General features: G+C 45.4%; 23 protein-coding genes, 1 tRNA gene and 1 pseudogene. 17 read left to right on the forward strand and 8 right to left on the reverse strand.

What is annotated here, in order from left to right; genetic code table 11:
* Positions 1-23 precede the first annotated feature (23 nt).
* Entirely contained in the window at positions 24-653 is a 630-nt protein-coding gene (locus QUA80_RS10040) for a metal-binding protein (protein ID WP_333423728.1), read from the reverse strand.
* A 72-nt stretch (positions 654-725) separates the two neighbouring features.
* Here QUA80_RS10040 and QUA80_RS10045 point away from each other — a divergent pair.
* The 9 genes from QUA80_RS10045 to QUA80_RS10085 all read left to right on the forward strand — a co-directional run bounded on the left by QUA80_RS10045 (position 726) and on the right by QUA80_RS10085 (position 11851).
* A tRNA-Val gene (locus QUA80_RS10045) sits at positions 726-797 on the forward strand.
* A 192-nt stretch (positions 798-989) separates the two neighbouring features.
* Positions 990-1373 (forward strand): hypothetical protein, encoded by a 384-nt coding sequence (locus QUA80_RS10050; protein WP_333423730.1) that lies wholly within the window; start codon positions 990-992, stop codon positions 1371-1373.
* Positions 1374-1554: 181 nt separating this feature from the next.
* Positions 1555-2604 carry a CAF17-like 4Fe-4S cluster assembly/insertion protein YgfZ gene (gene ygfZ, locus QUA80_RS10055; protein WP_333423767.1) on the forward strand — a complete coding sequence of 350 codons (1050 nt, stop codon included), beginning with the start codon at positions 1555-1557 and terminating at the stop codon, positions 2602-2604.
* Between the two features lie 1060 nt (positions 2605-3664).
* A complete protein-coding gene (locus tag QUA80_RS10060; protein WP_333423732.1) occupies positions 3665-5170 on the forward strand; it encodes a mannitol dehydrogenase family protein in 1506 nt (501 codons plus the stop codon).
* Positions 5151-5882 (forward strand): HAD family phosphatase, encoded by a 732-nt coding sequence (locus QUA80_RS10065; protein WP_333242102.1) that lies wholly within the window; start codon positions 5151-5153, stop codon positions 5880-5882. The genes QUA80_RS10060 and QUA80_RS10065 overlap by 20 nt, the downstream gene beginning before the upstream one ends.
* Before the next feature lie 181 nt (positions 5883-6063).
* Entirely contained in the window at positions 6064-7569 is a 1506-nt protein-coding gene (locus QUA80_RS10070; protein ID WP_333423734.1) for a mannitol dehydrogenase family protein, read from the forward strand.
* A gap of 174 nt (positions 7570-7743) precedes the next feature.
* Positions 7744-8574 (forward strand): alpha/beta hydrolase, encoded by an 831-nt coding sequence (locus QUA80_RS10075; protein WP_333423736.1) that lies wholly within the window; start codon positions 7744-7746, stop codon positions 8572-8574.
* Positions 8575-8694: 120 nt separating this feature from the next.
* Entirely contained in the window at positions 8695-10137 is a 1443-nt protein-coding gene (xylB, locus tag QUA80_RS10080) for a xylulokinase (protein ID WP_333423738.1), read from the forward strand.
* Positions 10138-10270: 133 nt separating this feature from the next.
* Positions 10271-11851: a glycosyltransferase gene (locus tag QUA80_RS10085; protein WP_333423739.1), complete on the forward strand. Its 1581-nt coding sequence runs from the start codon at positions 10271-10273 to the stop codon at positions 11849-11851.
* A gap of 463 nt (positions 11852-12314) precedes the next feature.
* Here the strand turns inward: QUA80_RS10085 and QUA80_RS10090 are convergent, their stop codons facing one another.
* Positions 12315-13133: an FkbM family methyltransferase gene (locus QUA80_RS10090; RefSeq protein WP_333423741.1), complete on the reverse strand. Its 819-nt coding sequence runs from the start codon at positions 13131-13133 to the stop codon at positions 12315-12317.
* Positions 13134-13237: 104 nt separating this feature from the next.
* Entirely contained in the window at positions 13238-13744 is a 507-nt protein-coding gene (locus QUA80_RS10095) for a hypothetical protein (protein ID WP_333423743.1), read from the reverse strand.
* Between the two features lie 136 nt (positions 13745-13880).
* Between QUA80_RS10095 and QUA80_RS10100 the strand changes: the two genes are divergently transcribed.
* The 6 genes from QUA80_RS10100 (at position 13881) to QUA80_RS10125 (ending at position 20776) form a co-directional block, all read left to right on the forward strand.
* The gene (locus tag QUA80_RS10100; RefSeq protein ID WP_333242109.1) at positions 13881-14123 is read left to right on the forward strand and encodes a hypothetical protein; all 243 of its coding nucleotides are present in this window, start codon (positions 13881-13883) and stop codon (positions 14121-14123) included.
* A gap of 484 nt (positions 14124-14607) precedes the next feature.
* Positions 14608-15690: an ATP-dependent 6-phosphofructokinase gene (locus tag QUA80_RS10105; protein ID WP_333423745.1), complete on the forward strand. Its 1083-nt coding sequence runs from the start codon at positions 14608-14610 to the stop codon at positions 15688-15690.
* Positions 15691-15948: 258 nt separating this feature from the next.
* Positions 15949-17397 carry a slr1306 family protein gene (locus QUA80_RS10110; protein WP_333423747.1) on the forward strand — a complete coding sequence of 483 codons (1449 nt, stop codon included), beginning with the start codon at positions 15949-15951 and terminating at the stop codon, positions 17395-17397.
* 437 nt (positions 17398-17834) lie between these two features.
* Positions 17835-18542 (forward strand): PEP-CTERM sorting domain-containing protein, encoded by a 708-nt coding sequence (locus QUA80_RS10115; RefSeq protein ID WP_333423749.1) that lies wholly within the window; start codon positions 17835-17837, stop codon positions 18540-18542.
* 141 nt (positions 18543-18683) lie between these two features.
* Positions 18684-20132, forward strand: a complete 1449-nt coding sequence (locus QUA80_RS10120; RefSeq protein ID WP_333423751.1) for a GTP-binding protein — start codon at positions 18684-18686, stop codon at positions 20130-20132.
* The gene (locus QUA80_RS10125; RefSeq protein WP_333423752.1) at positions 20129-20776 is read left to right on the forward strand and encodes a type I restriction endonuclease subunit R; all 648 of its coding nucleotides are present in this window, start codon (positions 20129-20131) and stop codon (positions 20774-20776) included. The genes QUA80_RS10120 and QUA80_RS10125 overlap by 4 nt, the downstream gene beginning before the upstream one ends.
* 220 nt (positions 20777-20996) lie before the next feature.
* Here the strand turns inward: QUA80_RS10125 and QUA80_RS10130 are convergent, their stop codons facing one another.
* The gene (locus QUA80_RS10130) at positions 20997-21686 is read right to left on the reverse strand and encodes a hypothetical protein (RefSeq protein WP_333423754.1); all 690 of its coding nucleotides are present in this window, start codon (positions 21684-21686) and stop codon (positions 20997-20999) included.
* Positions 21687-21822: 136 nt separating this feature from the next.
* Positions 21823-22665, reverse strand: a complete 843-nt coding sequence (locus QUA80_RS10135; protein ID WP_333423756.1) for a TlyA family RNA methyltransferase — start codon at positions 22663-22665, stop codon at positions 21823-21825.
* Between the two features lie 264 nt (positions 22666-22929).
* Between QUA80_RS10135 and QUA80_RS10140 the strand changes: the two genes are divergently transcribed.
* Positions 22930-23127: a hypothetical protein gene (locus QUA80_RS10140; protein WP_333423758.1), complete on the forward strand. Its 198-nt coding sequence runs from the start codon at positions 22930-22932 to the stop codon at positions 23125-23127.
* Positions 23128-23379: 252 nt separating this feature from the next.
* Here QUA80_RS10140 and apcB read toward each other — a convergent pair whose 3' ends face one another.
* Positions 23380-23889 carry an allophycocyanin subunit beta gene (gene apcB / locus QUA80_RS10145; protein ID WP_333242076.1) on the reverse strand — a complete coding sequence of 170 codons (510 nt, stop codon included), beginning with the start codon at positions 23887-23889 and terminating at the stop codon, positions 23380-23382.
* Between the two features lie 340 nt (positions 23890-24229).
* On the opposite strand from apcB, the gene glnA reads away from it, so the two are divergent.
* The gene (gene glnA, locus QUA80_RS10150) at positions 24230-25651 is read left to right on the forward strand and encodes a type I glutamate--ammonia ligase (protein ID WP_333423760.1); all 1422 of its coding nucleotides are present in this window, start codon (positions 24230-24232) and stop codon (positions 25649-25651) included.
* Between the two features lie 109 nt (positions 25652-25760).
* Here glnA and QUA80_RS10155 read toward each other — a convergent pair whose 3' ends face one another.
* Both QUA80_RS10155 and QUA80_RS10160 read right to left on the reverse strand, forming a co-directional pair.
* Positions 25761-26201, reverse strand: a complete 441-nt coding sequence (locus tag QUA80_RS10155; RefSeq protein WP_333423762.1) for a hypothetical protein — start codon at positions 26199-26201, stop codon at positions 25761-25763.
* Between the two features lie 24 nt (positions 26202-26225).
* Positions 26226-26466, reverse strand: a pseudogene (locus QUA80_RS10160) (hypothetical protein); the annotation flags it as partial.

A 26466-nucleotide genomic window follows, 5' to 3' on the forward strand; every position in this document is an offset into this window, starting at 1 on the left:
CCTTCTTCCTTCTGCTGATTGTATTACTTCTTCCTTCTTCCTTCTTCCTTCTTCCTTCTTCCTTCTCCTATGGATTTGCTGGAAGTGCGACGGGTTGGTTGGCGTTTGCGCCTCTTAATTGTTCCAGGATGCCGCAACCCGCTCAATCCTTTCTTTTTGAATCTTTTGTAAGCCGAGCCGCCCCAATCGCTCAGATAGTGGCTCATAGCGCCCAATTCTAGACCGATGTAAACGGCTAAAATTTCGATGTTGTGTTCCCAGATCGATCGTCCGCAACTCAAAACCACATCCTGCCAATTCCCGGCTAAGTTCCCGACTTTTTCGGCAATTACCAATCCCAACACTCCGAAAACCGCGATCCAGATAGCGAGGTACAAGATTCGCAAAGCAGTGCCGATCAGAGGGCCGTGGGACAAAAAAGAGCGGTGGCGCAGGCTGTTTTGGTACGGGAGCCAAATTGGTTTTAACCATCCCCAGCGCTGATACTGGCAAGAGTAGATATCCAAGTCGGGACCAAACATCAGCCCGCCGAATAAGAAACTGCCGGAAACGAGCAAAGTCAGGTTGCTGCTCTGAGTCTGGCCAAAGGTGAGGGCTGCCACAGCGGGCAAACTCCACATGGTTATTCGATCGTGGGTGTGGCCAGAGGGCATTTAAAGTTTAGGATTTTTTTTACTTGATCTTTCTGAGTTACTGTGATATGATAAATCCTTGTGAGTGCAATTGGGTGATTAGCTCAGTGGTAGAGCGCCTGCTTTACACGCAGGATGCCGTAGGTTCAAATCCTACATTACCCATCCAATAACTCAATATCAACAGTTTCAGCCGTTTTTAGCCGTCAAGCCGAGAACGGCTCTAACTTTTGCTGTTGAGGGTTGACTTTTGAATTTGGTGACGGCTAAATTTAACATTCTGTGGCGAATGTCTCAAAAGTTGGCACCCAATGCTAGAAAATTAATTTATTGATTTTCTTTTTTAGAACCGTGTATATGAAGCCTAAAATAACTAGCCCGATCGCGTGGCAGCAAGCTGAACTGCTCATGCAGCCAGCGATGATCCGAGTGCTCGACAACATCCGCAAACAATTAGAAGAGTCAGTTTGGACTGGCACTTATAAAGAAGTGCAGATTCCGATTCCGGGCTATCAACTAATTTTAGAGCATCAAGGCGAGCAAATATCCGTCGATATTTGGGAACTTTGCTATCGAGTCTGCTTTGTCAACTACCAGCCCGCCCACACTCACATCGAAAGCCAAGAAGTTGTAATTGATACTAGCTTGATTGATGACGAGACTGGCGATGTAGATTGGAATCGTCTTGATGCCAAAGCCAGTCAATTAATCCAAGCAATATTCGCTAATTTGGGCAAATAGTCAGTTGTCATAAACTTAGTCCGGGACGCATGGGTGGTCAGAAACCGGGTTTTTTTCACGACAAGACGCGTTGGGGCAGGCAGATTCCGAAAAAAACCCGGTTTCTAGGCGTGGGGAGTGCGATCGCGAACTCAAACCAAGCATTAATGATTCAATAAACGCTCAAATCTCAAATCCTATGCTGATTCAAGAATTGCACGACATTCAAGCAGCGGCTGGTGCTACTTTTTCAGAGTTAACAACCAAAGAAATTGTGCCAGTGAGTTTTGGTAACGACGCAGAAGCGATCGCAGCAACTAAACAAGGTGCGGCTTTGTACGATCGGACTCACTGGGGACGCATTCAAATCTCAGACAGCGATCGACTGCGGTTCTTGCACAATCAAAGTACCAATAACTTTAATATACTCAAACCCGGTCAAGGTTGCGATACCGTTTTCGTCACATCCACCGCCCGGACGATCGACCTCGCCACCGCTTACGCTACAGAAGATGCCGTACTGCTGCTAGTTTCGCCCAACCGCCGCCGCCAACTGCTGGAATTGCTCGATCGCTATATTTTCCCAATGGATCGCGTCGAGTTAACAGATTTAACCGATACAACTGTTGCTTTCAGTTTCCTCGGCCCGGAAAGCACTCAACTATTAGAAAAAATCGGAGTTACCGAACTGGAAAATCAACCTTACGCTACTCACAAATTGATAAATTTTGCAGGTGTGGAAGTCCGAGTGGCGGTTGGTAGCGGTTTAGCAACTCCCGGATACACGTTAATTGCGCCCGCAAGCGGTGCAGCCCACTTGTGGCAGGAATTAGTCAAAGCTGGGGCCGTACCGATGGGCGATCGAGTTTGGGAACAACTGCGAATCGAACAAGGACGCCCCGCCCCCGATTTTGAACTCACAGACGATTACAACCCCTTAGAAGCCCGCCTTTTACACACGATTACCTATGACAAAGGCTGCTACATCGGTCAAGAAACAATTGCTCGGTTGAACACCTACAAAGGAGTCAAACAGCAACTTTGGGGCGTGCAGTTGAGCGGTGCGGTTGAACCCGGAACAGCAGTCACAATCGGAGAAGAAAAAGTCGGCAAACTGACCAGTTTTACGGAAACTGAATCCGGCTTTTTTGGTCTTGCTTACATCCGCACAAAAGCGGGCGGGGAAGGACTGAAAGTGCAAGTCGGATCGGTGTCAGGGGAAGTAGTAAATGTACCTTTCTTGAGTTCGTAGTTGCGCTCGATCGCCTGTTGGCGCCCTTGCGATAATTAAACGCTTTGTAGCGGTGTTTGAAGTACAGTTCCACAATCCCTCTGTGTTCCCACAATCCCAGCAAGTTGATGGCAACCTCTGACTAATGGACTCTCATATCCCGCTGCACTTCGGCTATCCGTTCCTCATACCATTTTTCTAAAATCGTGCAACACTCTTCGACCCCCCTAGCCCTCCCGCTGCATTGCGGGGGGAACAAGAATACTGTTATTTCGTTTAAAATTGGTATTAACTGCTTGTAGCGAAGTATACGCTTGATTGTGGTTATAAGTCCCTCTAAAGAATTATTTGTAGATTCTCCTGAAGATAGATGATAGCAGCGACCAAGGTAAATAACATACAAAGTGTACAGAGCTATTAGGTAATCTAAAGGCATAATTTAAAAGCAGTCTATTTGCCCCTTACAGGAAAGACATTCGACTTACCCACTTGCCCAAGCTAAACAAAGTGGCAGTATGTGGTGTACTCTTGTGCCTTACTTCAGGTTAATGACTGCTTGATATTTGATACTTAATTAAGTTTACCTAATTTCTTGTTTCTCTGTTCTACCTGTCAGACTCTATTTACCCTGTTGTTATAAATCCCTCTAAATAATTGTTTGTAGATTCTCCTGAAGGCGGAGGATAGCAGCGACCAAGGGAAATAACATCAAATCCTACAGAGTTCTTGGGGAATCTCAAGCCTGAATTAAAAGCACTCTATTTGCGCCTTATAGGACATACATTCGGCTTACGCACTTGCCCAAGTTGAACAAAGTTGCAGTAGGTCGCTTACTCTCGTGCCTTACTTCAGGTTAATGACCAATAGAGCTTTGATTCTTAATTAGGTTTACCTGATTTTTTGTTTCTCTGCTCTATCTGTCACACCCTAATTACCATCTGGTAATACGCTTCTTTGTAGATGGCGCAAAGGATATCCGAAATTTTCGCAGTTTGAGAAATTTGTGTTGCTTGTAGGTCATTGGGTATACCCAGACTGACCATTTTTCATTTTACCTTATCAAACTTATTTAAGAATTCTCATGATTAACTTACTCAGACCGCCCAGTGTTTCTTCAAGTTCTCGCTTCGGTACTGTAACTGGTTTGTGGAGGCAACAGTCTCTTTACGACAGGAGGGCGCTTAAGACTGGTATCGTCCATTTCGGGCCTGGTCGTTTTTTTAGGGGCCACCTCGCCTGCATAATACATAACTATCTTGCACAGAAGGGGTTTCAAGAGCAGAGATGGGGGATTTGCGGGGTTAGCCTCAAGAGTCAACAAACCATTGCTAGGTTGAAACCGCAGAGATTCCTTTACACTTTGACCAAACACTCTAGTTGCGCTCAAAATCGCGAGGAAGCCGAAGCGATCGGTTCTATCAGGGAAATCGTTAATGGTAGAGACAAGTGCGAGTATGTGCTTGAAAAGATGGCGTCTCCCTCTGTGCATCTGGTGACTCTGACAATTACTCAAGGAGGCTACCATCTAGACAAGAATTTTAACCTCGACACAGCGAATGAAGACATCGCGCACGATCTGCGAAATCCTTCCGCTCCAACAACTGCAATTGGCTTTATAGTAGAGGCGCTACGGCGACGACGCGATCGCTCAATGACACCGTTCACCACCCTTTCTTGCGACAACCTCCCAAGAAACGGGGAAATCCTGCGAAAAGCAGTGCTAGCTTACGCTGAAGAGATCGATCCTCAGCTTGCAGAATACATCAGGGATAACGCCACGTTCCCTAATTCAGTGGTAGACAGGATTGTGCCTCAAGAGCAGGAATCCGACTATAACTACCCCAGCAGACTGTTGCAAGTTCGCGATCGCGCACCTATTGTAACGGAACCATTTTGGCAGTTTGTCGTGGAAGACAACTTCACAGGCGATCGACCCAAGTGGGAAGATACGGGGGTGATTATGACTGGCGACATCACTCCTTTTTTGTATATGAAGTCGAGATTCTTGAATGCAGTACACTCTTTCATAGCCTGCTTAGCTGTAAGAGCAGGTATAAAGTACATGCACGAGGCGATCGCCCTACCGGAATTCGAGTTGTTTACTCGGCTTCTCATGGAAGATATAGCGGCAGCAACACCAGTGCCTCGCGAGATGTGCGAACAATATACGGAGCAGGTATTACTCAGGCTGAGTAACGAGGATCTTCCCGATACTACTGAGAGAATCTCTTCAGAAACCAGCAGGAAAGTAGGCAAGTATATATTCCCGATACTTCAGGATGCTTATAACCTCAAGGTCAGCATGAAGCGGATTATACTTCCCGTTGCTGCGTGGCTGCTTGCAGTCAGAGAAGAGGCGTGCGAGTCTGGTCAACCCTATCATGCCAAGGATAGCCAAAGCGCAATTACAGCGATTCAAGAAGGCGCAGTAATTAGCGGGATTCTGGGATTGGAGAATTGCCAACAGACAGAGGTCGTAGATAATGAATGCCAACAAGCTTTGCGAGATATCCAGACCCACGGACTATTGGCTGCGCTTAAGAATTACAGTGAGGGAGGCGTTTTGAATGAAACCGTTTCAGCATGATTTGGTGGTGCTTTTCGATCATGACGGAACTGTCGTTGATAGTGAAACCATAGCACTTGAGAGCGCATGGAGGCTGACAAATGAAGTGGCTCGCGAGTTCCCTGGCGCTCAACACTATGAGCTTGAGGAGTTTGTTAAAAGCTTCGCCGGGAAACCTTACAGAGAAATACTCAAGAAGATATATCCAGACTCATTAACTACTCTTAATGAGCGAGATATTGACAGGCTAGTGGCTGAGGAAGAAAAGAGAGCGATTGAACGGCTTAGTGTAGAGGCCAAAGCTACTGAAGGAACGCCCGAAGTGCTGTCTTACCTGCGCGATGACGGATTTAAATATGCGCTAGTAAGTAACAGCAGCTTACAGCGGCTGAGTGCTTGCCTTACTTCTGCAGCCGTGACTGACTATTTCCCCAGCGAGCAGATATTTAGCGCTCACGACTCTCTCCCGGTTCCGCGACCCAAGCCGCTTCCTGACATCTATCTACACGCAGTGAAGTGTCTGGACGCTGAAGTTTCGGGTTGCGCGGCAGTTGAAGATTCTATCAGTGGGATCAGGGCTGCCGTTGCTGCTGGAATTGGGCGGATTATCGGTTATGTAGGGGGAACTCATGTAAGCGAGGACGAACGAAAAAGCCGTGCAGAAGCTCTTAAGTCGGCTGGTGCCGAGCAAGTTATTGAGCGGATGCACGATCTGATTGAGCTATTGAAATGACCGTAAAAGGAGGGGTGAAAAATCAGCTTTTGCCAAGAATAGCTTGGGCGACAACTTCGTCGGGGATCGGTTTTGCGTTTGGCGATCGACTTGCCATGCAGACTCGCCAAAATTGACTGCACCTTTTTTACCCATTTTGCAATACTGAGAATAAGCCGTCATCACAAGGTCATAAATTAAGATGAACAGCAATACCGGCACCGGCTCAACAATCAAGCTGAATGAAGCATCTCTGTTTCGTTTACCTGGAAACGTGCGCGTACCCAATTACGATCGCCATCAAATTACTAATGGCATTGTGCATATTGGGGTTGGCGGATTTCATCGATCGCACCAAGCGCTTTATCTCGATGATTATTTCCATCAGCATCCTGCTAGTGATTGGGGAATCTGCGGTGTTGGATTGCTCGACTACGACTGCGACAGGCGAATGCGGGATGCGCTTCAATCCCAAGATTGTTTGTATACCTTAGTTGAGCGATCGCAAGAAGGCGATCGCGCTCGAATCATCGGTTCAATAACTCGATACCTGTTTGCACCAGACAATCGTCAAGCAGTTATTGAAGCATTAGCAGATCCCAAATGCCGAATTGTTACTCTAACTGTCACTGAAAGCGGCTACTACTACATTGAAGGAAGTGGCAATTTCGATGTAAACCACCCGACAATGCAGCACGATTTGCAACATCCCGACCAACCAATCGGGACATACGGTTTTTTGACAGCAGCACTCGAAAAGCGGCGCAAACAGGGGTTGGCACCCTTTACAGTCTTGTCCTGCGACAATATCCAGGGCAACGGCAACATGGTGCGGAAAATGCTAACGACATTTGCCGAAATGCGCGATCGAGATTTAGGAAATTGGATTGCTGAACACGTTGCGTTTCCCAACTGCATGGTCGATCGCATTACTCCGCTGACAACCCCAGCAGATATCAACATGGTGGCCCAACAGTTTGGTATAGATGATGCGTTTCCATGCGTCGCGGAGCCTTTCACCCAGTGGGTAATTGAAGATACCTTTTGTGCGGGCAGACCCGATTGGGAATCCGTTGGCGTACAGATGGCTAATGATGTTCATCCCTACGAAATGATGAAAATTCGGCTGCTCAATGCCAGCCATATGTTGATTGGCTATCTCGGCTCTCTGGCAGGTTATACCTACGTTTATGAAGTCATGGCCGATCCCTTGTTTCAGCAAGCAGTCGCTAACCTGATGGATGAGGTGACACCAACGCTTCAACCGGTTCCTGGGATTGATTTAGACGATTATAAAAAGACTCTAATTGAACGGTTTTCTAATCCTAAAATTTGCGATCGGCTTCCGCGGCTGTGCCTGAATGGATCGGCCAAAATTCCTAAGTTTGTTTTAGGATCGATCCGCGATAAATTACAACTTGGAGGTGCGATCGATTACCTAAGTTTGACGATTGCTGCTTGGTGTCGCTATCTCAATGGTTATGACGACCAGAACCGTCCTATCTCCATTGATGACCCCTTAGCTGATATCCTCACCGAACAAGTCCGCTCAGGTAAAACAGATCCCAGACCCTTGCTCAGCATATTTGAGGTTTTTGGCGATTTAGTAGAGTCGCCGCGTTTCGTCGAGACTGTTGCTGACAAGTTGAGGAGTTTGCATGAGTTTGGTGCTAAAGGAACGCTTGTCCGATCCTCGCAGGCACAGTAATGGCATTATCAACTTAAGCTGCGATTTTTAGCTTTATAGCTGTTGCCAGTTTCATTAAGACATAAACTATACAGTAGCAGTCTCACAGCAACCTGTCATGGCAAAACCTTACAGTTATCACTTGGACCAGAAAGCGATGCAAGCAATTGAAGTCTGTAGTCTCCAGAAAAGTCTGTGTCAGTAATTCAGGTCAACGGAATTGATTTGTACTACAACATTCAAGGTTCTAGCGAAAACGAGCCATTACTGCTGATAGCGGGGTTTGACAGTGACAGTTCAACTTGGGCTGCCATGATGCGATCGCTAGTTAAGCAGTATCAGGTGCTTCGCTTTGATAACCGAGGAGTTGGGCAAAGTGCAGCGCCAGACAGTCCTTACAGCATCAAACAAATGGCGGCTGATGCAGCCGCGCTGTTGGATTACTTGAGCATTTCTCAAGTCCATGTGGCAGGTCATTCAATGGGTGGACAGATTGCTCAAGAACTGGCTTTGGCATATCCAGAAAAAATCCAAAGTTTGATACTTCTCTCATCTTGGGCAAAGGGAGATGAAAAGTTTAATTCACTCATCAAATTGTTTGGCGACTTGACACAGAAATTAGAGGGAACGCTTTATCAGAGGGTTATCTTGCCTTGGCTGTTTACCGATGCGTTTTACTCGATTCCAGAGGTAATGGAACAACTCATCACCTGGATTGAGAATCAACCATTTGCGCCGACACCTCATGGACTGTATCACCAAAGCCGAGCTATTCTTGGCAGTGATACCAGCGATCGGCTTGCAAACATTCATTGCCCTACACTCGTTACGGTTGGCAAAGAAGACCTTCTTACTCCGGTCAAATTTTCGGAGCAATTAGCTCAAGGTATTCCCAATGCTGAACTAACTATCCTCGAGCAAGGCGGTCACGCCTTTGTGGTAGAGTCGGCGGATACTGTAGCGAAGGTCATGCTTGATTTTCTGGCGAAGCACAGACAACGCATCCTAAGATCCACACAGGAATAACTACTGCCCTGTTGCTGGAAGCGGATGGTGCCCAAATTGTCTATCTGCCCGGCTATTCGCCTGAGTTCAACCGCAGATAGAAATTCTCGGCTTGACTTTTAAGTATTTGAGGATAACCTAATGTTGCTTGGCATAGATTTAGGAACAGGCTCTGCTAAGGCATTGTTCCTAGCGACAGACGGAACCGTTATGGGTGAAGCGTCAAGCTCTTATCCTGTTCGTGCACCCCACCCCGGATGGGCTGAGTCGGAACCAGAAGATTGGTGGTTAGCTGTTGCCTCGGCTGTGAGGAAGGCTGTAGGAAATCACGCTCAAGAGGTACAGGCGATCGCACTTTCAGGGCAAATGCACGGTGTTGTCCTAGCTGCGGAGTCGGGTCAGCCCCTGCGTCCTGCTATCCTCTGGGCAGATACTCGCTCTAGTGCCGCGCTTAACACTTATCATGCGATCGATGGCGTTATTCTAGAGCGATTGGGCAACCCGGTTACGGCTGGAATGGCCGGCCCCACTTTGTTGTGGCTGCGAGAACACGAGGCTGCTGTTTGCACCGAAGCGCGTTGGGCACTCCAGCCAAAAGATTGGCTGCGGTTGCGGATGACTGGAGAAGTCGCAACCGAACCATCTGATGCTAGCGGTACTTTGCTTTACGATGTTGTGTCGGACAACTGGGCAGAGGATGCGATCTGGGCGCTGAATCTACGCGGTGATTGGTTGCCAAAAATTATCCCCTCTAGTGCGATCGCAGGCTACCTAACAACTATTGCTTCAGAACATCTTGGCTTGAGAGTTGGCTTACCCGTTATCGCTGGTGCTGCGGATACCGCAGCGGCGGCACTTGGCAACGGACTACTAGAGCCTGGTTTGGTTCAACTAACCATCGGCACAGGCGCTCAAATCATTACACCTCGATCGCAACCCATTATCGATCGTCACGGTCGTACACATCTCTATCGGGCCGCCGTACCTAACCAGTGGTACGCCCTTGCAGCAATGCAAAATGCTGGGTTAGCGCTGGAATGGGTGCGAGGTATCCTCGGCTTGAGCTGGCAGGAGGTCTACACTCAAGCGTTTTCTGTTCCCCCAGGATGTGAAGGGTTGACATTTTTGCCATACCTCACAGGTGAGCGAACTCCGCACCTTGACCCTTATGTACGCGGCGCATGGGTAGGGCTGGGACTTCATCACACACGGGCCCACTTGATGCGGGCAGCTTTAGAGGGAGTTGCTTTTGCCTTGCGACAAGGTTTTGAGGCACTTGAGGCAACAGGTTTTAAAGCGACACAACTGCGTTTAGCAGGCGGTGGAACGGCAGAAATGCCTTGGAAACAATTACTGACCGATGTATTGAGAATACCCCTCTATGCAACTACAGTTGCTGCTGCTTCCGCGCGTGGTGCAGCTCTACTGGCAGGTATAGGAATTGGCATATACGCAGATGCTAATGACACCATCAAACTGGCAGCCACACCAACGCTTGCTGCAACTCCGCAATCAGTCGATCCCAGCCTAGAAGAGGCTTGGATGCGATATCAAGCGCTTTATCCACGACTTAAAAAAACTTGATAGGAGTTATGCCTCAAGGAGGACGTGCTAAAAGCTATCTACAAATTATTCTTAAGCTAAGACTGCTTAATATCAGTCAAATAAAAGAAAAAAAAATTACGAACATTTTAGCTAGATAGTAGGTAGATATTATATGAATATAGTAAGTGGAATAAATCTCCCCAAATCAGCCGAGGCTTCTGATTTATACATACAGTGTAATCAATCTGCATCTATCAACTATCAGGAAGATGAAAAAAAAGTTGTGTTAAGTCAGGGTGGTATTGTATCCTCAAATTCTTACTTTAATTCCTTTTATGAAAAGTTTTATACTAAATATACAACTCTTAGCTCTATATACTATTCGCTGAAACTTGAAGGAGATTTTAAAGTTTCTGTTTATAGAGAAGTTAACGGAGAAAACAACAGAGAAATTATTTCTGAACAAAACTTTGAGAACTGTCAATTCTCAGAGCCTGTAAAAATCTCACCAATAAATCTCCTTCAAAGCGAAAATGCTGGCAGAATCTATTTTGAAATAACCTGTTCTAGTGAACGGGGTGCCTTTAAAGAGGGGTGGATAGCAACTGATGAAAATAAAACCAGAGAAGTATCGTTAGCAATTACCATTTGCACCTTCAAAAAAGAGACTTATATAAAAAATACATTGGCTGCGATTTTTCAAGATAAATTACTAGAAACTAAGAACTTCAAATTATTTGTTGTTGATAATGGTAGAACTTTGGACGAAGCGGATTTCAACAAGCCAAAGCTGAAACTGGTTCCCAATATAAACGCGGGTGGAAGTGGTGGTTTTACCAGAGGGCTAGTTGAATCTCTAGAGGAGAACGTCTACTCTCATTTTTTGCTGATGGATGATGATATAGAGTTAGAAAGTGGATGTATTTATAGGTTAATTTCTTTGTACGAGTACGCCAAGACTGATTTTGCAGTAGCTGGCGCACTGCTTGATTTACAGAACAAGCATATGTTGTATGAAGCAGGAGCATTGTACAACGCCTATTCTAAAAATAGAGGATTTGGACCTGGCTCATTAACTCCTGTAAATAATAACCTCGATTTACGAGATGCTAATTATCTCAACAGTTTGCTCACGGAAGAAGATATAGACTATGGCGGATTTTGGTTTTTCTCTTTTTCTAAGGAACTTGTTGAAGAAATTAAATTGCCGCTGCCTTTCTTTATCAAAATAGATGATGTAGAGTTTGGTTTAAGAATAAAAGACCTGGGCAAAAACATTGTAGCTTTTCCCTCACTGGCGGTGTGGCATCTACCAGCTTCTGCCAAAAACGTAAATTGGGAAAATTATTATTTTACTCGCAACGATCTTATAGCTTATGCTATCCACTATTCCCTCAGATATACGGATGCAGTAAAGCATCTTACAAAAGTCATTATTCAGGCTTTAGCAACATTTGATTGCGATCGCGCACTGGTGGCCGTACAAGCTTTTGAAGACTATATGAAAGGCCCAGATTTTCTCAAAAATACTGACCCAGAAACCTTTCACCCAAGCATTATCAAGCTGAGTAAAAGCTATAGCAATCAAAAGGAAGTAGATAAATTAGCTGGTCTTAAGCTTTTGACGAGGTGGTTTAAAGTTGCGGCTCAAAGTCGCAGTGAATGGTCATCAGTAAGTACACAGTGGAAAAGTGCTTCACAGGAAATTACATCTACTATATTTTGGCAGCAATACCTTGGGCTAAAGAACTAGAATTGAAAGCCTCCTTTGGTTGACGGTTGACAGCTTCGACCGCCAGCAACTCAACGATTCACAACAAAATCGCCTTGGGATTAATTGTGGTAGTTGATACTACCCGGTCACAGCGTAGCTTGACGCGGAATTCTTCCTTGACAGTTTGATGCCAAGTAAAAGCAGTGCCTTTACTTGGTCTTACTCTATTTCCAGAAGCTACTGAGGTATGCCCTACGTCTCAAATTCGTAAACCTCGATCTCTAATGTTTTTAGTTAGTTGCATTGATATTTCTATCATAGTGAGGCCCGCATTAGGGCATTCCTACTTTTTGATATCCAATGAAAGCCAATTTACAGGAGATTGCAAGCTTATAGACAACAATAGCAGCATTTAGAAAACCTGTTTTTTAGATGTTGAGGATGAATTAAATAAGCGTGCGAAGTGCGACCTTGATTTAGTATTATATGGAAGCAACTTGAGTTAAATGATGACATAATCCTCGCCCACAACAGCTTTACTGACCTCTGGTTCTGGCTCTACAGGGTCGTTGTAATGAGTGTCAATGTATTTCATGAAACTTTCCCGGTAAACTTTGAGATACGAGTTAATGGCTGCGATATCCTGCTGTCCGGTTGCGAAACTGCTATATCTTCTAAATTGACCAGATTCCTTAACAAAAGCCATGTCAACTTGCCACAAAGCTTCATCAGTCGGGCGATATCCCAAATCAACAATATCGTAAGCTGCGAATCCTTGGGACTTCATAAAACTCATTACATCATACATCTGACCGAACAAAGTAACTTCTACAATTACATATTCAGTTTGCTGCAAAATCTCAGTTGCTCCCGCTAAAACATCTACTTCTTGTCCGTCTACATCAACTTTAATTAAATACGGGCCTGACAAATTTCTTTCCCGGCATATTTCATCCAGGGTAATTGCTGGTATGTTTCTCAAATAAGGATTGCTGCTATCAGTAACGCGATTTTCAGAAATCGAAGAATGTAGCATATCGGGACTGACGTTGAGGGTGAAAACTCCCGATTTTTTGGTGGCAGCAGCAATAATGTATTCTGCACTTTTGAGCTTGCGGCAAATTTTGGCGAGATAAGGTTCATTTTCGGCGATCGGCTCAATTAGCAAATGTCGCGCATTGGGGAAAGTTTCGTAAAGGGTAAAAGTTCCCAATGCTGCGCCGACATCAATCACAGTTTTTGGTTCAAAACCTAACTTTTTCGCCAGCAACAAGCTGCCTGACATGGTATTTCTGAGAATTCCTGTTTGTTCTTGGCTCATGATATTTATCCTGATTTGAATCAGGCGATAGTGGTTGAGATACCTGTGCAGGTAAGGTGTGCATTGCACACCCTACAGATAGAATAGGTGCGTTATTGTTGTCCTTATTTCGCAGACTTCTGCACCTTGTTTTCGGGTTCCACAGATTGCAAAGCTTCGTCGAGAATTGCGCGCGCTTCTTCGGCTTTACTTCTAGCTTCTCGATAACGGACGTTAGCTTGAGCAAAGTTTTTGAGAACCTTGAAACCATCTTTCAAGCGACCAATTTCCTCGGCAGTCACAGCCTCATCGGTAAACAGAATGTCGATCGCCGCCCGGATTTTAAGTGCTTCTTCGCGGGATTCCATGACTTTCAATTTGAGACTTGCCAAATTGCTCAAAATCTGTACTGCTTCAGTAATCGCGTCCTCGCCGTCAGACGCAGCATCTTCGATATCCTTAACTTCAACAAACTGCTTGGGCCCAAATCCCTCCAGGAGTTGCGTAGGCAGCTTACCATCATCCATGAGCTCCATCAGCCGATCCATAGCTTCTTCGCGGGCTTTGCCTGAATCTTTCCCTTTGACAGTTAAAATAATTTCGGGGCTTTGAGGAAGTGTATAGCGAACCATATTTTGACAGCCTGTGCGCGACAACAATTGAATGATATTTTATCTTTATTCGATCGCCAGTTGCAGCTATCAATCCGCTCCATTACCAACCGCTTGCCAAAAGTTTACAGATATGCACTCAAAAGGAACGCTCGATATGAAAGATAAACTTCTCAACTTGCTCAACTTTATTCTAGTAGCTGATGTATTTTTCGTGTTTGCCATTTTTGGCTGGTTTGCGATCGCAGTAGCGGGTCGCTCGACCGGGGTGAATCTAGGTTTTGATTTGTGGTACAGCCTGTGGCAGCCCGTATTTAATCCCGCCCTCGGAATTCTCATGGGCGGTGCTATTCTCAGCGGTATAATTAACCAAGTTTCTAAACGTCTCAATCAGAAGTAAAATTGATGTTTTGTTGGAGACGGTGATGGGCGATGGTACGCAAGTTAGCGATCGAACTTGTGGGGTGCGTCACGGATGAGCCGCTCAATTAGGTGGATGAAGCTTGAAAATACATAAGTAGTCAAAAACGAGTGAAACGCTCCCCAAAGGAGCGATATCTTATGAAAGCAATCACAAAAGTTATAATAGCTTTACATTCTGTAACGGAGTAAAGTTTATTTTCTCCTACCTATTTTTGTCGAAAATTAGGATTGGACGATCGGGATATAAAAAGATAAACTCATATTCGGAGTAACAAAAGTCGGGGATTAATTAGACCTCTTGCAAAAAAAATATGTCTTATCCTTAAAAGTTTGCTCGAGTTTAGGTCAAACTTGGAATTCTTGGGTGGATTGGCATCTCCTTAAACTTGCCGGGCCGGCTAGATTATAAAATTGGCTAAACTTTTCATAATAGCACAAAATTATTTTGCAAGAGGTCTATTATGGAAGAACAAAAATGTATCGGTATCCTCACCAGCGGAGGTGACTGTGCAGGCTTAAATGCAGTTATTCGAGCCGTTGTCTACCGCGCAACGGGAACTTACAATTGGAAAGTGATGGGGATTCGTCAAGCCACCAACGGATTGATGAGTCGTCCCCCTGAAGCAATTCCCTTGGATATTGAGAAAGTAGACTCGTGGCTCACCATTGGCGGTACGATGCTAGGCACGACAAATAAGGGCGACCCTTTTGCTTTCCCGATGCCGGATGGGACTCTACACGATCGTTCTGGCGACATTATCGAAGGCTATCATCAACTAGGTCTGGATGCCTTAATTGGCATTGGTGGCGACGGCAGTCTCGCCATTCTCAGGAAGATTGCTCAACACGGCAATTTGAATTTAGTTGCTATTCCTAAAACTATAGATAATGATGTTGGAATTACCGAGCGTTCCATCGGTTTTGATACGGCTGTCAATATTGCCACTGAAGCACTCGACCGCTTGCATTTTACTGCGGCCAGTCACAGTCGCGTCATGATTGTTGAAGTCATGGGACGCGACGCTGGACATATTGCGATTAGTGCCGGAATTTCTGGGGGAGCTGATATAATTCTAATTCCCGAAATCCCTTACACAATTGCCCAAATCTGTGCCCAAATCCAAGAACGCCAAGACCGGGGAAAAAACTACTGTTTAATTATAGTAGCGGAGGCAGTTCGCACGGAAGCAGGCGAATTAGTAATGCACACAAATCGCTTAAGTCAAAGTCGATTAGGCGGAATTGGTCAGTATTTAGCTGATAGAATTTCTGACTGCAGCGGTGCAGAAACTCGCGTCACCGTTTTGGGACATATTCAACGCGGAGGAACTCCTTCACCGCTAGACAGATTAATTGCTTCTGCTTTTGGCGTCGCAGCAGTTGACTTAATTGCCGAAGAGAAATACGACTGCATGGTATCTTGGCAAAAGCGGGAAGTTGTGAGCGTTCCCCTGGAAAAGGCGATCGCCAGATACAGTCCTGTAGACTTCAATGGTACTCTGGTTAAAACTGCCCGCGGTTTGGGAATTTGTCTGGGAGACTAAACAATTACCCGTCCGATTTCTCAAAGATTAACAGTTTGTAGTGAGGAATAAACTCCTTTCTTTCCCAACTCAACAGCAAGGACGGACTTCCTTACTACAAACATTTTGCACTTGTGAAAAATGTTTAGGGTGTAATTCGCCCAAAATCCCGATCGCCCGCCTGCCAGTTTGGATGCGGCAGAGGTACGATGGAATATAGGGAGGGAGGCCAAGCCCGCAAAGGTTAAGCTTGGTGACAATACCCACAGGAAGGAAAAAATGACACTTAACTTGCGGCGACCGATTTTAATAGGCGGAATAGGACTTTCAGCAGCGCTGTGGCTGCTGGAAAGTCTACAGCATTCGGGTTCAGAAATGGGCGAAACGGCACTCATCGGCTTGGCGGCTGCCGGTGTGGGGTATTGGTGGTGGAAGCAACAATCCCCCAAACTCGAACTCGCACTCCCGCAACCCCTGGCAGACCGGGAAGCAGCCGAAAAAGCGATCGCGGCTTCGGAAGCCGCAATTAATTTGCTGGCTTCAGAAGCTCCAAACTCCGCACATCCTGCTAATCTAACAGCAAAGCTCGATCGGCTCAGAACCGAATTAGACAGACAAGATTTGCGGATTACGGTCACTGGGGGCAAAGCTGTCGGCAAAACTGCCTTAATTCAAGTTTTAAATTCCAATTGGGTATCTCAACACCCGCAAAAGTTGAGTTTCCCAGAAACAGCACCGCTGTTTGCTAATACAAATACCGATGCCAAAATCGGCGGTGATTTAGTGTTGTTTGTGATAGCGGGCGACATCACAGATTCCGAATTTAAAACATTATCTCAGCTAGCTTCAGCAGGTCAGCGGGTGTTGCTAGTCTGGAACAAACTAGACCAATATTTGCCAGAACAGCAGTCGCAGGTTTTGCATTCTTTGCAGCAGAAAATGCAAGGAATATTGCGGACAGAAGATATAATTGCGATCGCAGCTTCTCCCAAGTCTATTAAAGTGCGGCAGCACCAAGCTGACGGCACTGTTCAAGAACGCATTGAAAATCAAGTCTCTCAACTCGACGCGCTGACGGAAAGATTGACTAAAATCTTAACTGAAGAACGGCAACAGTTAGTCTGGGCGAGTGCAGTGCGCGAAGCTGCAAGTATCAAATTAGAAGCGAAAACCTTCTTAAATGCAGTCAGGCGCGATCGGGCAATTCCCATTATCGAACAATATCAGTACATCGCCGCCGCCGCCGTCTTTACTAACCCGGTTCCCGCTTTAGACTTGCTAGCAACAACCGCCATCAGCACCCAACTCGTAATCGACCTCGGCGCTATCTACCAGCAAAAGTTTTCCTTAGACCAAGCTAAGACAGTAGCAGCAACTTTGGCCAATCAAATGTTCAAACTGGGATTAGTAGAACTGTCTACTCAAACTATTACTGGACTGCTGAAAAGCAATGCCGTCACCTATGTAGCAGGAGGCGCGGTGCAGGGAATTAGTGCAGCATATTTTACCAGAATAGCGGGACTGAGTTTAATTGAATATTTCCAAAGTCGAGAGCTGGAAAATGCTGCAAAAGGCATTTTAAATATCGACCACTTGACTAAAACTTTGCAAGCAGTATTTACGCAAAATCAGCAAGTTTCCTTCTTGCAATCTTTCATCAATCAAGTGGCGAGTCGCCTTTCATCTCAGGTATCTGGGCCGGAAACCGTTAAGTCGGCGGTCAATTAGAAGTAGTCCAGCATCTGATGTTGTTAAATTGGGTCGATTGCCCATGATATCCGTAGGGACACGGCAGTGCCGTGTCCTAGCCGCAGCCGATTAAGAAACCGTTAATTCAGGGGTCAATTAAAATTAGTCCAGCATCTGATATTAAATCCTATCAATCGCCCAGGATATCTGATATTAAATCCGGTCGGTGGCCCAGGATATCCGTAGGGACACGGCAGTGCCGTGTCCCTACCTAATTCACAATAAAAAATTATAAATTTATGAAAAATTGTATTAAAATAAGAAATAGGATTGTATCCGCTCAATAATCCGGGGTAAATCGCTCAATGATGCACCTCAAATGACGCAAAATCGTTCCTGAGTGGGTAGTCCGCCCCGAGTTATTGAGCGGATACTTTCTAGCCAGACTTTTTATTATAAAAGGAAATTGAGTTTTTATGAAAAACCTCTACCACACAATCGCATTTGCCTCTGTTTGCACCGCTTTAGGCTTTGCCTTGGGAGCAAGCCCCGAAGCTAAAGCAGCTACAATTACCTTGGTAGGCAATGGATATTCCGCTGCTGATTATAATCGTGACGGGCTAGGAGACTTTTCTCATGATAGTTTAGATAATCTTCTGGAAATAGGGGAGTTTGCGGAATTTAGAGCTTTATACGAATTTAATATTGCCAATTTATCTCTTACCTCTAATACAATTATTACCCAGGCTGTTCTTCAGGTTAGGGCTAATCCTATCACGGTAAGGCATCGTTATTTTTGGGCGGAACTATTCGGTTATAGAGGAAACGGAGAAGCCGACGCATCCGATTTTGAGGCTGGAATATACTTAAGAAAATATATCCCAGACGTTACGACGACTAACTCACAATCCTCACAATCGCAAATTTTTACCTATTATGTGGCTCCGTTTATTAGTGAGCTAATTAACAACAAGGATGCTTTTGCGGGGTTTGGCATTCGGGCCACAAACTCGTTGGGTAAGGCCAACCTTACCGAGGCCCGGCTGATAATTGAAACCGCGGACGTTGCAGAGCCTGTGCCTGAACCGACCACAATCTTTGGTTCAGCTATAGCCTTGGGTGTAGCAGGATGGTTGAAACGAAAAAAAAAAATCAAGTACGACAAAATAGTATCCGCTCAATAATTCGAGGCGGAGTACCCACTCAGGAACGATTTTGCGTCATTTGAGGTGCATCGTTGAGCGCTTTACCCCGGATTATTGAGCGGATACATAGGACTTATAATTCGACGATCAATTATACCTGCTTAAAAAAGCCGATCGCCAATGGCTGACAATTCCATTCAAGAAAATCGCTTATCCCTAGCCCGCGCCAGTTTGCGCCAATCCCTGGCGCGCTATTCCCACCTGCGCCAAGGCAAAAAAAACTCGAATAATACAGAATTAGAAGCAACCCTGCAAAAGCAGTTAGATATATTAACTTCCACCTCAGAAAAACTCGACTACAACGTCATTCGCATTGCTACTTTCGGCCTAGTCAGCCGCGGCAAATCAGCCGTATTAAACGCGCTGTTAGGTCAAAAAATCCTGCAAACAGGCCCTCTCAACGGCGTAACCCAGTGGCCGCGTTCCGTGCGCTGGACTATCCCTTATCTTCCCGCCACAGAAGACAGAGAAAAAATCCAAGTAGAATTAATTGATACTCCGGGAATTGATGAAGTTGGCGGCGAAGTGCGCGGCGAAATGGCCAAACAAGTAACTCGCCAAGCTGACTTAATTTTGTTTGTCGTTGCAGGCGATATCACCCGCACTGAATATCAAGCACTGTGCGAATTGCAAACAGCTCAAAAACCGGTGATTTTAGTTTTTAATAAAACTGACCTTTATCCAGAATTAGACAGAAAAGCTATTTACCAAAGTTTGCAAGCGCTGGGAAATTCTGAACAGTTAGCAGCCGCTGTGGCAACAGATGAAACAGATAGCGAAAATTTGTCCGACCCCAACCACCCATCTCATAAATCTACTGCAAAATCACCGCCTAAAACTGCCAAATCTTTAGAAATAGTCATGGTAGCCGCCGAACCTGCGCCGGTGCAAGTGCGGGTGGAATGGTCAGACGGAAGAGTAACTAACGAATGGGAGTCGCCGCCCGCGCAGATAGACGAACTCAAACATAAAATTCTCACAATTCTTAACAGAGAAGGTCGATCGCTCCTCGCTCTAAATGCTTTAGTTGAAGCTAGAGATGCCGAAGCAAATATTGCCCGTCAAGTTCTCAAATTGCGACAAACAGAAGCCGAAGATTTAATCTGGCAATTTGCAAAATATAAAGCTTTGGCTGTTGGTTTAAATCCAGTCGCATTCTTGGATGTAATGGGAGCAACTGTCGCAGATTTAGCCTTAATTCGCTCTTTATCCAGACTTTACGGCTTACCAATGACTGGTTACGAAGCGGGGAAACTTTGGCAGACTATTTTCTCCAGCGCTGGCGGCGTACTTTTGGGAGAATTGGGCAGCAGTTTCCTCTTGGGATTCGGCAAAAGTGCGGCCGTTGCGGCCCCGCAAATCGGCTTTTCTACTTTCGCCGGAGTCGCTGTCACTCAAGCTAGTTTAGCAGCTTACGGAACCTACGCTGTCGGTCGCGCCGCCCAAGTTTATTTAGAAAAAGGCTGCACCTGGGGCCCGCTGGGACAAGATACGGTAATTCAAGAAATTCTCGCCACCATCGAGCGAAATACAATTATCGATCGCTTGCAGCAAGAGTTTAAAATATGACACAAACAACAGCCATTACTGAAATTATCCAAACTTTAGCAGATGTTGAATCTCGATTCAATATTACGCGAACTGAATCGGAGGGATTTTTCCCAGAATGGTATGCAGATTTACCCGAAATTACAGAAGTCGATAAAGCTGCCCTCAATTTAATTCGGCGGCGATATCTCTATCATTTAAATGATGGAAGCCTTACAGAAGGAACCGTTACGCTAATCATGGGTTCGCCTCTATTGGAACGAGCGGATTTTTACGATCCACCTTTTAAAAGGATGGCTGAAAAATCTGTACAAATTGTTTTAGATGACGAGGATGATGAAGTAGAAACTCTCAAGGGACGGATTGATGTTTTAGTGATGCAAAATCAGTTTTGGGTGACACTCTTAGAGTCGAAGCGCACCACAATTTCAGTAATGTCTGCACTTCCCCAAACACTAGCATACATGACCGCCAATCCCCGTAAGGATAGACCGAGTTTTGCGGCGATGACAAATGGCAGTGAAATTGTATTCGTCAAGCTAGACTTTCAGAATCCGCCTAAATATGACTTATCAAGAATTTTTTCACCTGTTCCTCTAATGAATGAACTTTATACGGTTCTTCAAGTCTTGATAAAAATTGGTCAACTGATTGTTCAGCCATAAAAATCGCAGTTTACTAGGGTGCGTCAATCGATTGCGCGATTTTAGATTTTAGATTGAAGCATTGACCCCGCAGAGAAATTCAGGGGCTCCTTTATCGGATACAGGTTTTTTATTTCTGGACGGATGAATCCGGGAGATTCTATCCTGGATGCTTTCGGTCAGAAGAGCGTTATTTCTTAAGAATCGAAGAGCTAGGATCTATCGAAAATCGAAAATCGTATTACCGTCTCGCGATGATAACACCTTCCCTAAAATGAGCGATCGTCGCAATTACCGCTATAGAAAAGTAAAATATTCTAATCAGCCAAAAACAAATCCGCATTGACCAAGAAACAATAGTCGGAGCAATACCTGTGAACTGTACAAATCGGGAATTAACTTTTTTTTCAAAACTGTCGAGGTCTTTCATCTCAGATTGTTTGGTCGGAATAACCGGAAACTGACCAGTATATACGTAATAACCGATAAAACTCGGTACTCCTACCTTTCTCTTCAAAAATGAGTTAGTTAATGTTGCAGTTTCTGAAGGGGATAAGTTATCCGATTCCTCTACTTTTTCCAGCCAAGAATTATATCTGATGGCTGGCGTAATCATGAAAACTAAGGGAACTATAACTATCAAGAAAGCCGCACTAATTTTACGACCGTATTGAGGGGGTAGAAGCCTTGTCGCCACACCCACTCCCATACCGATAAAAGCAAATACCAATATATTTAACAGTTCTATAATTTCGATGCCTCTCAACAAATCGCCGATAATCAGAATTGTATATAATAATTTGTCTGCCAGTAGCAGAGCCGCCCATTTGATCAGAATTGAAACGCCTACAATAGTAGCTACAATCGCCACATACCCGATGGCACCTAGAACGTACAGTAAAATCGAACCGGCTTGTTTGAATGATTGCATGGAATTATTCACTCTTGTGAAAGTTGAGGAGTCCGATTGACAAAAAAACTTGAAATTTTAGAGCAATCTGGAGTTCCAAATTTGACTTTTAAAATTGATTAGCTTGACATCTTGAAATCAATCTAAAATCTACAATCTACAATCGATCGACAAGTTCCCGGGCGGCCGCTTTTGTGACTTGTGCGATCCGTTCCTTCACAACACCATCTTCGATCGCCCTCTGGTCTGATTCCAGTTCGCGATCGATCCCCAACCATAAAAGATACTCGATATTACCCGCCGGGCCAAGTAAAGGCGACCACGTTAAGCCGCGTTCCTGCCATCCTAAAGCTGCGGCTGCCTTCCACACTTGAAAAATCGCATCAGCTTGAGTTGCTGAGTCTCTCACTACGCCTTTTTTTCCGACTCTCTCGCGCCCTACCTCAAACTGCGGCTTTACCAGCAACACCGCTTCTCGCGGCGGTGCCAACAATTCCCACAGCGACGGTAAAATCTTATCCAGGGAAATAAACGACACATCTACTACCCCCAAATCTGCTCGCGCAGAGTCGCCGTAAAGCTCAGTAGCAGTCATGTACCGCAAATTGGTGCGTTCTTTCAAAATTACTCTCGGATCGTTGCGCAAGCCCCAATCTGCTTGACCGTAGCCAACATCTACGCCGTAGACTAGGGCGGCGCCGGCTTGCAGCAAACAGTCAGTAAAACCGCCTGTGGAGATGCCGCCGTCGAGACAAATTCTGCCTGCTACCGGGATCGCAAAAACTTCTAAAGCTTTGGCTAATTTGTCGCCGCCTCTAGAAACATAGCGCGATCGCTCTTTTATCTGAATTTGGGCTGCAATGTCAACCTCAGTGCCCGGTTTGTCAACTACCTGTTGGTTGATAGATACTTTTCCCGTCCGAATCAATGCCTGAGCTTGCTGTCTGGAACTGCACAAATCTAGGCTGACCAATAGTGTGTCTAGTCGCTGTTTAGCCAAGGTCTTTAATCTGTACGAATAGGGTTAAGGACTGTACCAGATTAGCACTTACGCACAAGCCCGACTGCTGATTTTTGGCGAGCATTTTGGTTTTGCGATCGTCGCGGGGCGATCGCCCCACCTCACATTATGTGACTGAGATCGCTCTGATTGTGTATTTCAATCACAGATAAATATCCGTAGAATCACACAAAAACTTTGGCGACTAGCGGATGATTTTAGATGCAGCTAAAAGCGCTACAAATACTATTAGGGCGATCGACCATGAAAACAATTAACTTTCCTATCAGAAATCCGGCTCATTGTCAAGAAAATACCTGGGCTTTCCTCAGCGGTGACATCATCCACATTGTTTACCCCAACGGGGAAGTAGAAGCAAGAACCGCCGAACAAGTCGAGCGGCACCAAACCAAAAATTCCCTAGACAAATGCCTCGTTTGGGGACGTGTTGGCGATTTTTAACACCAGTTTCAAGAAAGAATGCAACTGTAGGGAAGCTCCAAACCCTTAATTCATCAGTCATTCCCAATTGTTCAATCCTTTAAATATAAAATTTAAAATATAAAATTTTTAATCTCAAATCTTTAATCTCAAATGTCATAACCCATAAAAAAAGATCGCTTGAGGCTGCGAAGCCAAAAAAGCGATCGATCCAACTGTTGCTAACTGCAAGCTAGAAAAGCAATTTGCTGTTAAAAGAAGTAGCAAATTGACTTAAATATCTTGTTCGCTCAATTCGCGAATCAAGTAATCAAAAGGCTGCTCCAAAAAAGGCCCCACAGACAAGCCAGCAGCTTCCACCTGAGCCTTAACCATCTCCTTCATAATGCCAATCCCCATCACCGTCGGGCCAATGGGAACGCTTAGAGAATTGTAAGTTTCGCGCAAACCCTGCAGCACGCGCTCGTCTAGTACGTCGGTACTTCCAGCCACCAAAGCGTAAGTGGCATAGCGCAAGTAGTAGTCCATATCGCGCAGACAAGCCGCGTAGCGGCGAGTCGTGTAGGCATTTCCGCCCGGACGGATCAATTCAGGCTGTTCGGCAAATAGCTGAATACCAGCTTGCTTGACAATTGTCGCAGCATTGCTGTTAATCGCCGCCGCCGCCTGTACCCGTGCCGTGCCCGTTGCAAAATAAGATTTCAACCGATCGATACCATCTCGGTCTAAATACCTACCAGCAACATCATAATTTTCAATCAGGCTCGTCACTGCATCGCGCATAAGTTTCTCTCCCAAAAATCTTTATCAATACTTTGCTATCTGAGACAGACCGCCTATTGTAGACTACTACAAATCGGCGTTTGATTAAGATTTGAGATGGGATTTTCACGAAGGGTAGTCTATCCCCGGCAAACGGGCGAAAAATTCAGCCGTTTGCCTTGTATCTTCAGCAGCCGAAAAATCGACAGGGCAAGAATCACTAACTGCCCGGCCACACTGGGCCCCAATTTCAAAATTTTGTATCTACGGCTACAAAATAGTGGATACTGAAGGCCTACGATCGCCCAAACAGTCTGAAATCGGCCGATCGCCAAGACACAACCAATATCAGGAGTAAGTCATGTTCCAGACACCCCAAGAAGCCTTAAACTACATAAAAGAAAATCAAATCCAGATCGTTGACCTAAAGTTCATCGATATGCCGGGGATCTGGCAACACCTTTCCCTGTACCACGACCAAATCGACGAAAGCGCATTCACAGACGGCGTACCCTTCGACGGTTCCAGCATTCGGGGCTGGAAAGCCATCAACGAATCAGACATGACGATGGTCATCGATCCGACCACAGCTTGGATGGACCCGTTCATGGCAGAACCGACCATCAGCTTCATTTGCAGCATCAAAGAACCCCGCACCGGCGAACCTTACAGTCGCTGTCCCCGCACCATTGCCCAAAAAGCCATAGACTACTTGCTTTCAACCGGTCTCGGCGATACAGCATTCTTTGGCCCGGAAGCAGAATTCTTCATTTTTGACGACGTTCGCTTCGACCAAACCCAAAATGCCGGCTACTACTACGTAGATTCGATCGAAGGTCGCTGGAATTCCGGCAAAGAAGAAGCAGGCGGCAACCTCGGCTACAAACCGCGTTACAAAGAAGGTTATTTCCCAGTAGCACCAACCGACACCTCACAAGACATGAGAACGGAAATGCTGCTGACAATGGCAAAATGCGGCGTACCCATCGAAAAGCACCACCACGAAGTCGCCACCGGCGGTCAGTGCGAACTCGGTTTCCGCTTTGCCACTTTAGTACAAGCAGCCGACTACTTGCTGACTTACAAATACGTCATCAAAAACGTCGGCAAAAAATACGGCAAAACCATCACCTTCATGCCCAAACCGCTGTTTAACGACAACGGTTCCGGGATGCACGTTCACCAGTCGATTTGGAAAGACGGCCAACCTCTATTTGCAGGGGATCAATATGCAGGTTTCAGTCAAATGGGACTGCATTACATCGGCGGCATTCTCAAGCACGCACCGGCACTTTTGGCAATCACCAACCCCACGACCAATTCCTACAAGCGATTGGTTCCGGGCTTTGAAGCACCTGTAAACTTAGCTTACTCTCAAGGAAACCGATCGGCATCAGTGCGGATTCCGTTGTCGGGAACCAACCCCAAAGCCAAGCGGTTAGAATTCCGCTGTCCCGATGCCACATCCAACCCGTATTTAGCATTTGCAGCCATGCTGTGCGCCGGCATTGACGGCATCAAGAATCAAATCGATCCGGGCGAACCTTTGGACGTGGATATCTACGACCTTTCGCCGGAAGAATTGAGCAAAATTCCTTCGACTCCCGGTTCCTTGGAAGGCGCTTTAGAAGCGTTAGAAAAAGACCACAGTTTCTTAACTGAAAGCGGTGTATTTACCGAAGACTTCATCCAAACCTGGATTTCCTACAAACTCGACAATGAAGTCAACCCGATGCGGCTGCGTCCTCACCCCTACGAGTTTGCTCTCTACTACGACTGTTAGAAAATTAATAATTAAAAATTAAAAGTTAAAAATGGTATAATTACCATTTTTAACCGAGGATTTTTAATTACTAAGAACGCCGCCCTTAAAAGCGGCGTTTTTTTGGAGTTTAGAACTGCTGGATCAACGCCCAGACTCTCCCGTTACCCGAGACTATCTGGGCAACGCTGTTAGTAGTAGCACCCATTGTAGCCTCAGAGACATCCTCTACAGCCCATTTATTTGCTTTCTCATCAACAATAAACAAATCGTCAGGGGTAGTGCCTTCCTGAACCCGATATATCTTATTCAGAATGAAACGCTGCCGCGCCTCAGCTTTTGGTATGCCCGTAACTTCATCAGGATCGATAGAGATGGCACTACCTTCTTTTAAGGTACCTTTTGAGTTGGTTAAATTGCGATCGCTCTTTTCTGCTATTTGCAGGCTGTGAAGCTGCAAACCAGAGTTAGTCTCAGAGATATTCAAGACAGCAGCTAGCGCCCCACTTTTTCCCAAACCGAGAACCGCTGCACTAACAGTCAAAATTACCAAAATATTGAAATGATTCACCGTATTTATCCCTGTTTTGTCACTTTAGGCAGAGGAAAAGTATAAATCAGGGTGAGTCAGGAATAGAGAAATTGAATCTGTGAAATAATAAATAATAGATTGAAGTTTAGAAAAACCCACAGTTAATTGAGGTATAGGGAAAACTGTTAACCAAGGGTAGATGAGATTAAATAAAGTAAAAGGTTGAATAGACATCTCCAAAATAGTAACATTTTGTGGTAAAAGAACATCAGATATCTTTTTTGAGACAGAAATATGAGCGATA

This window comes from Microcoleus sp. F4-D5 (assembly GCF_036704885.1).
GTDB lineage: Bacteria > Cyanobacteriota > Cyanobacteriia > Cyanobacteriales > Microcoleaceae > Microcoleus.

Coding starts and splice junctions, on each gene's coding strand:
- QUA80_RS10100 (WP_333242109.1), top strand. CDS start 13,881: ATGAAAGATAAACTTCTCAACTTGCTCAACTTTATTCTAGTAGCTGAT.
- QUA80_RS10050 (WP_333423730.1), top strand. CDS start 990: ATGAAGCCTAAAATAACTAGCCCGATCGCGTGGCAGCAAGCTGAACTG.
- QUA80_RS10095 (WP_333423743.1), bottom strand. CDS start 13,744: ATGGTTCGCTATACACTTCCTCAAAGCCCCGAAATTATTTTAACTGTC.
- QUA80_RS10070 (WP_333423734.1), top strand. CDS start 6,064: ATGAACAGCAATACCGGCACCGGCTCAACAATCAAGCTGAATGAAGCA.
- QUA80_RS10040 (WP_333423728.1), bottom strand. CDS start 653: ATGCCCTCTGGCCACACCCACGATCGAATAACCATGTGGAGTTTGCCC.
- QUA80_RS10085 (WP_333423739.1), top strand. CDS start 10,271: ATGAATATAGTAAGTGGAATAAATCTCCCCAAATCAGCCGAGGCTTCT.
- QUA80_RS10060 (WP_333423732.1), top strand. CDS start 3,665: ATGATTAACTTACTCAGACCGCCCAGTGTTTCTTCAAGTTCTCGCTTC.
- QUA80_RS10120 (WP_333423751.1), top strand. CDS start 18,684: ATGGCTGACAATTCCATTCAAGAAAATCGCTTATCCCTAGCCCGCGCC.
- QUA80_RS10140 (WP_333423758.1), top strand. CDS start 22,930: ATGAAAACAATTAACTTTCCTATCAGAAATCCGGCTCATTGTCAAGAA.
- xylB (WP_333423738.1), top strand. CDS start 8,695: ATGTTGCTTGGCATAGATTTAGGAACAGGCTCTGCTAAGGCATTGTTC.
- QUA80_RS10105 (WP_333423745.1), top strand. CDS start 14,608: ATGGAAGAACAAAAATGTATCGGTATCCTCACCAGCGGAGGTGACTGT.
- QUA80_RS10115 (WP_333423749.1), top strand. CDS start 17,835: ATGAAAAACCTCTACCACACAATCGCATTTGCCTCTGTTTGCACCGCT.
- QUA80_RS10130 (WP_333423754.1), bottom strand. CDS start 21,686: ATGCAATCATTCAAACAAGCCGGTTCGATTTTACTGTACGTTCTAGGT.
- QUA80_RS10125 (WP_333423752.1), top strand. CDS start 20,129: ATGACACAAACAACAGCCATTACTGAAATTATCCAAACTTTAGCAGAT.
- apcB (WP_333242076.1), bottom strand. CDS start 23,889: ATGCGCGATGCAGTGACGAGCCTGATTGAAAATTATGATGTTGCTGGT.
- QUA80_RS10090 (WP_333423741.1), bottom strand. CDS start 13,133: ATGAGCCAAGAACAAACAGGAATTCTCAGAAATACCATGTCAGGCAGC.
- glnA (WP_333423760.1), top strand. CDS start 24,230: ATGTTCCAGACACCCCAAGAAGCCTTAAACTACATAAAAGAAAATCAA.
- QUA80_RS10065 (WP_333242102.1), top strand. CDS start 5,151: ATGAAACCGTTTCAGCATGATTTGGTGGTGCTTTTCGATCATGACGGA.
- QUA80_RS10110 (WP_333423747.1), top strand. CDS start 15,949: ATGACACTTAACTTGCGGCGACCGATTTTAATAGGCGGAATAGGACTT.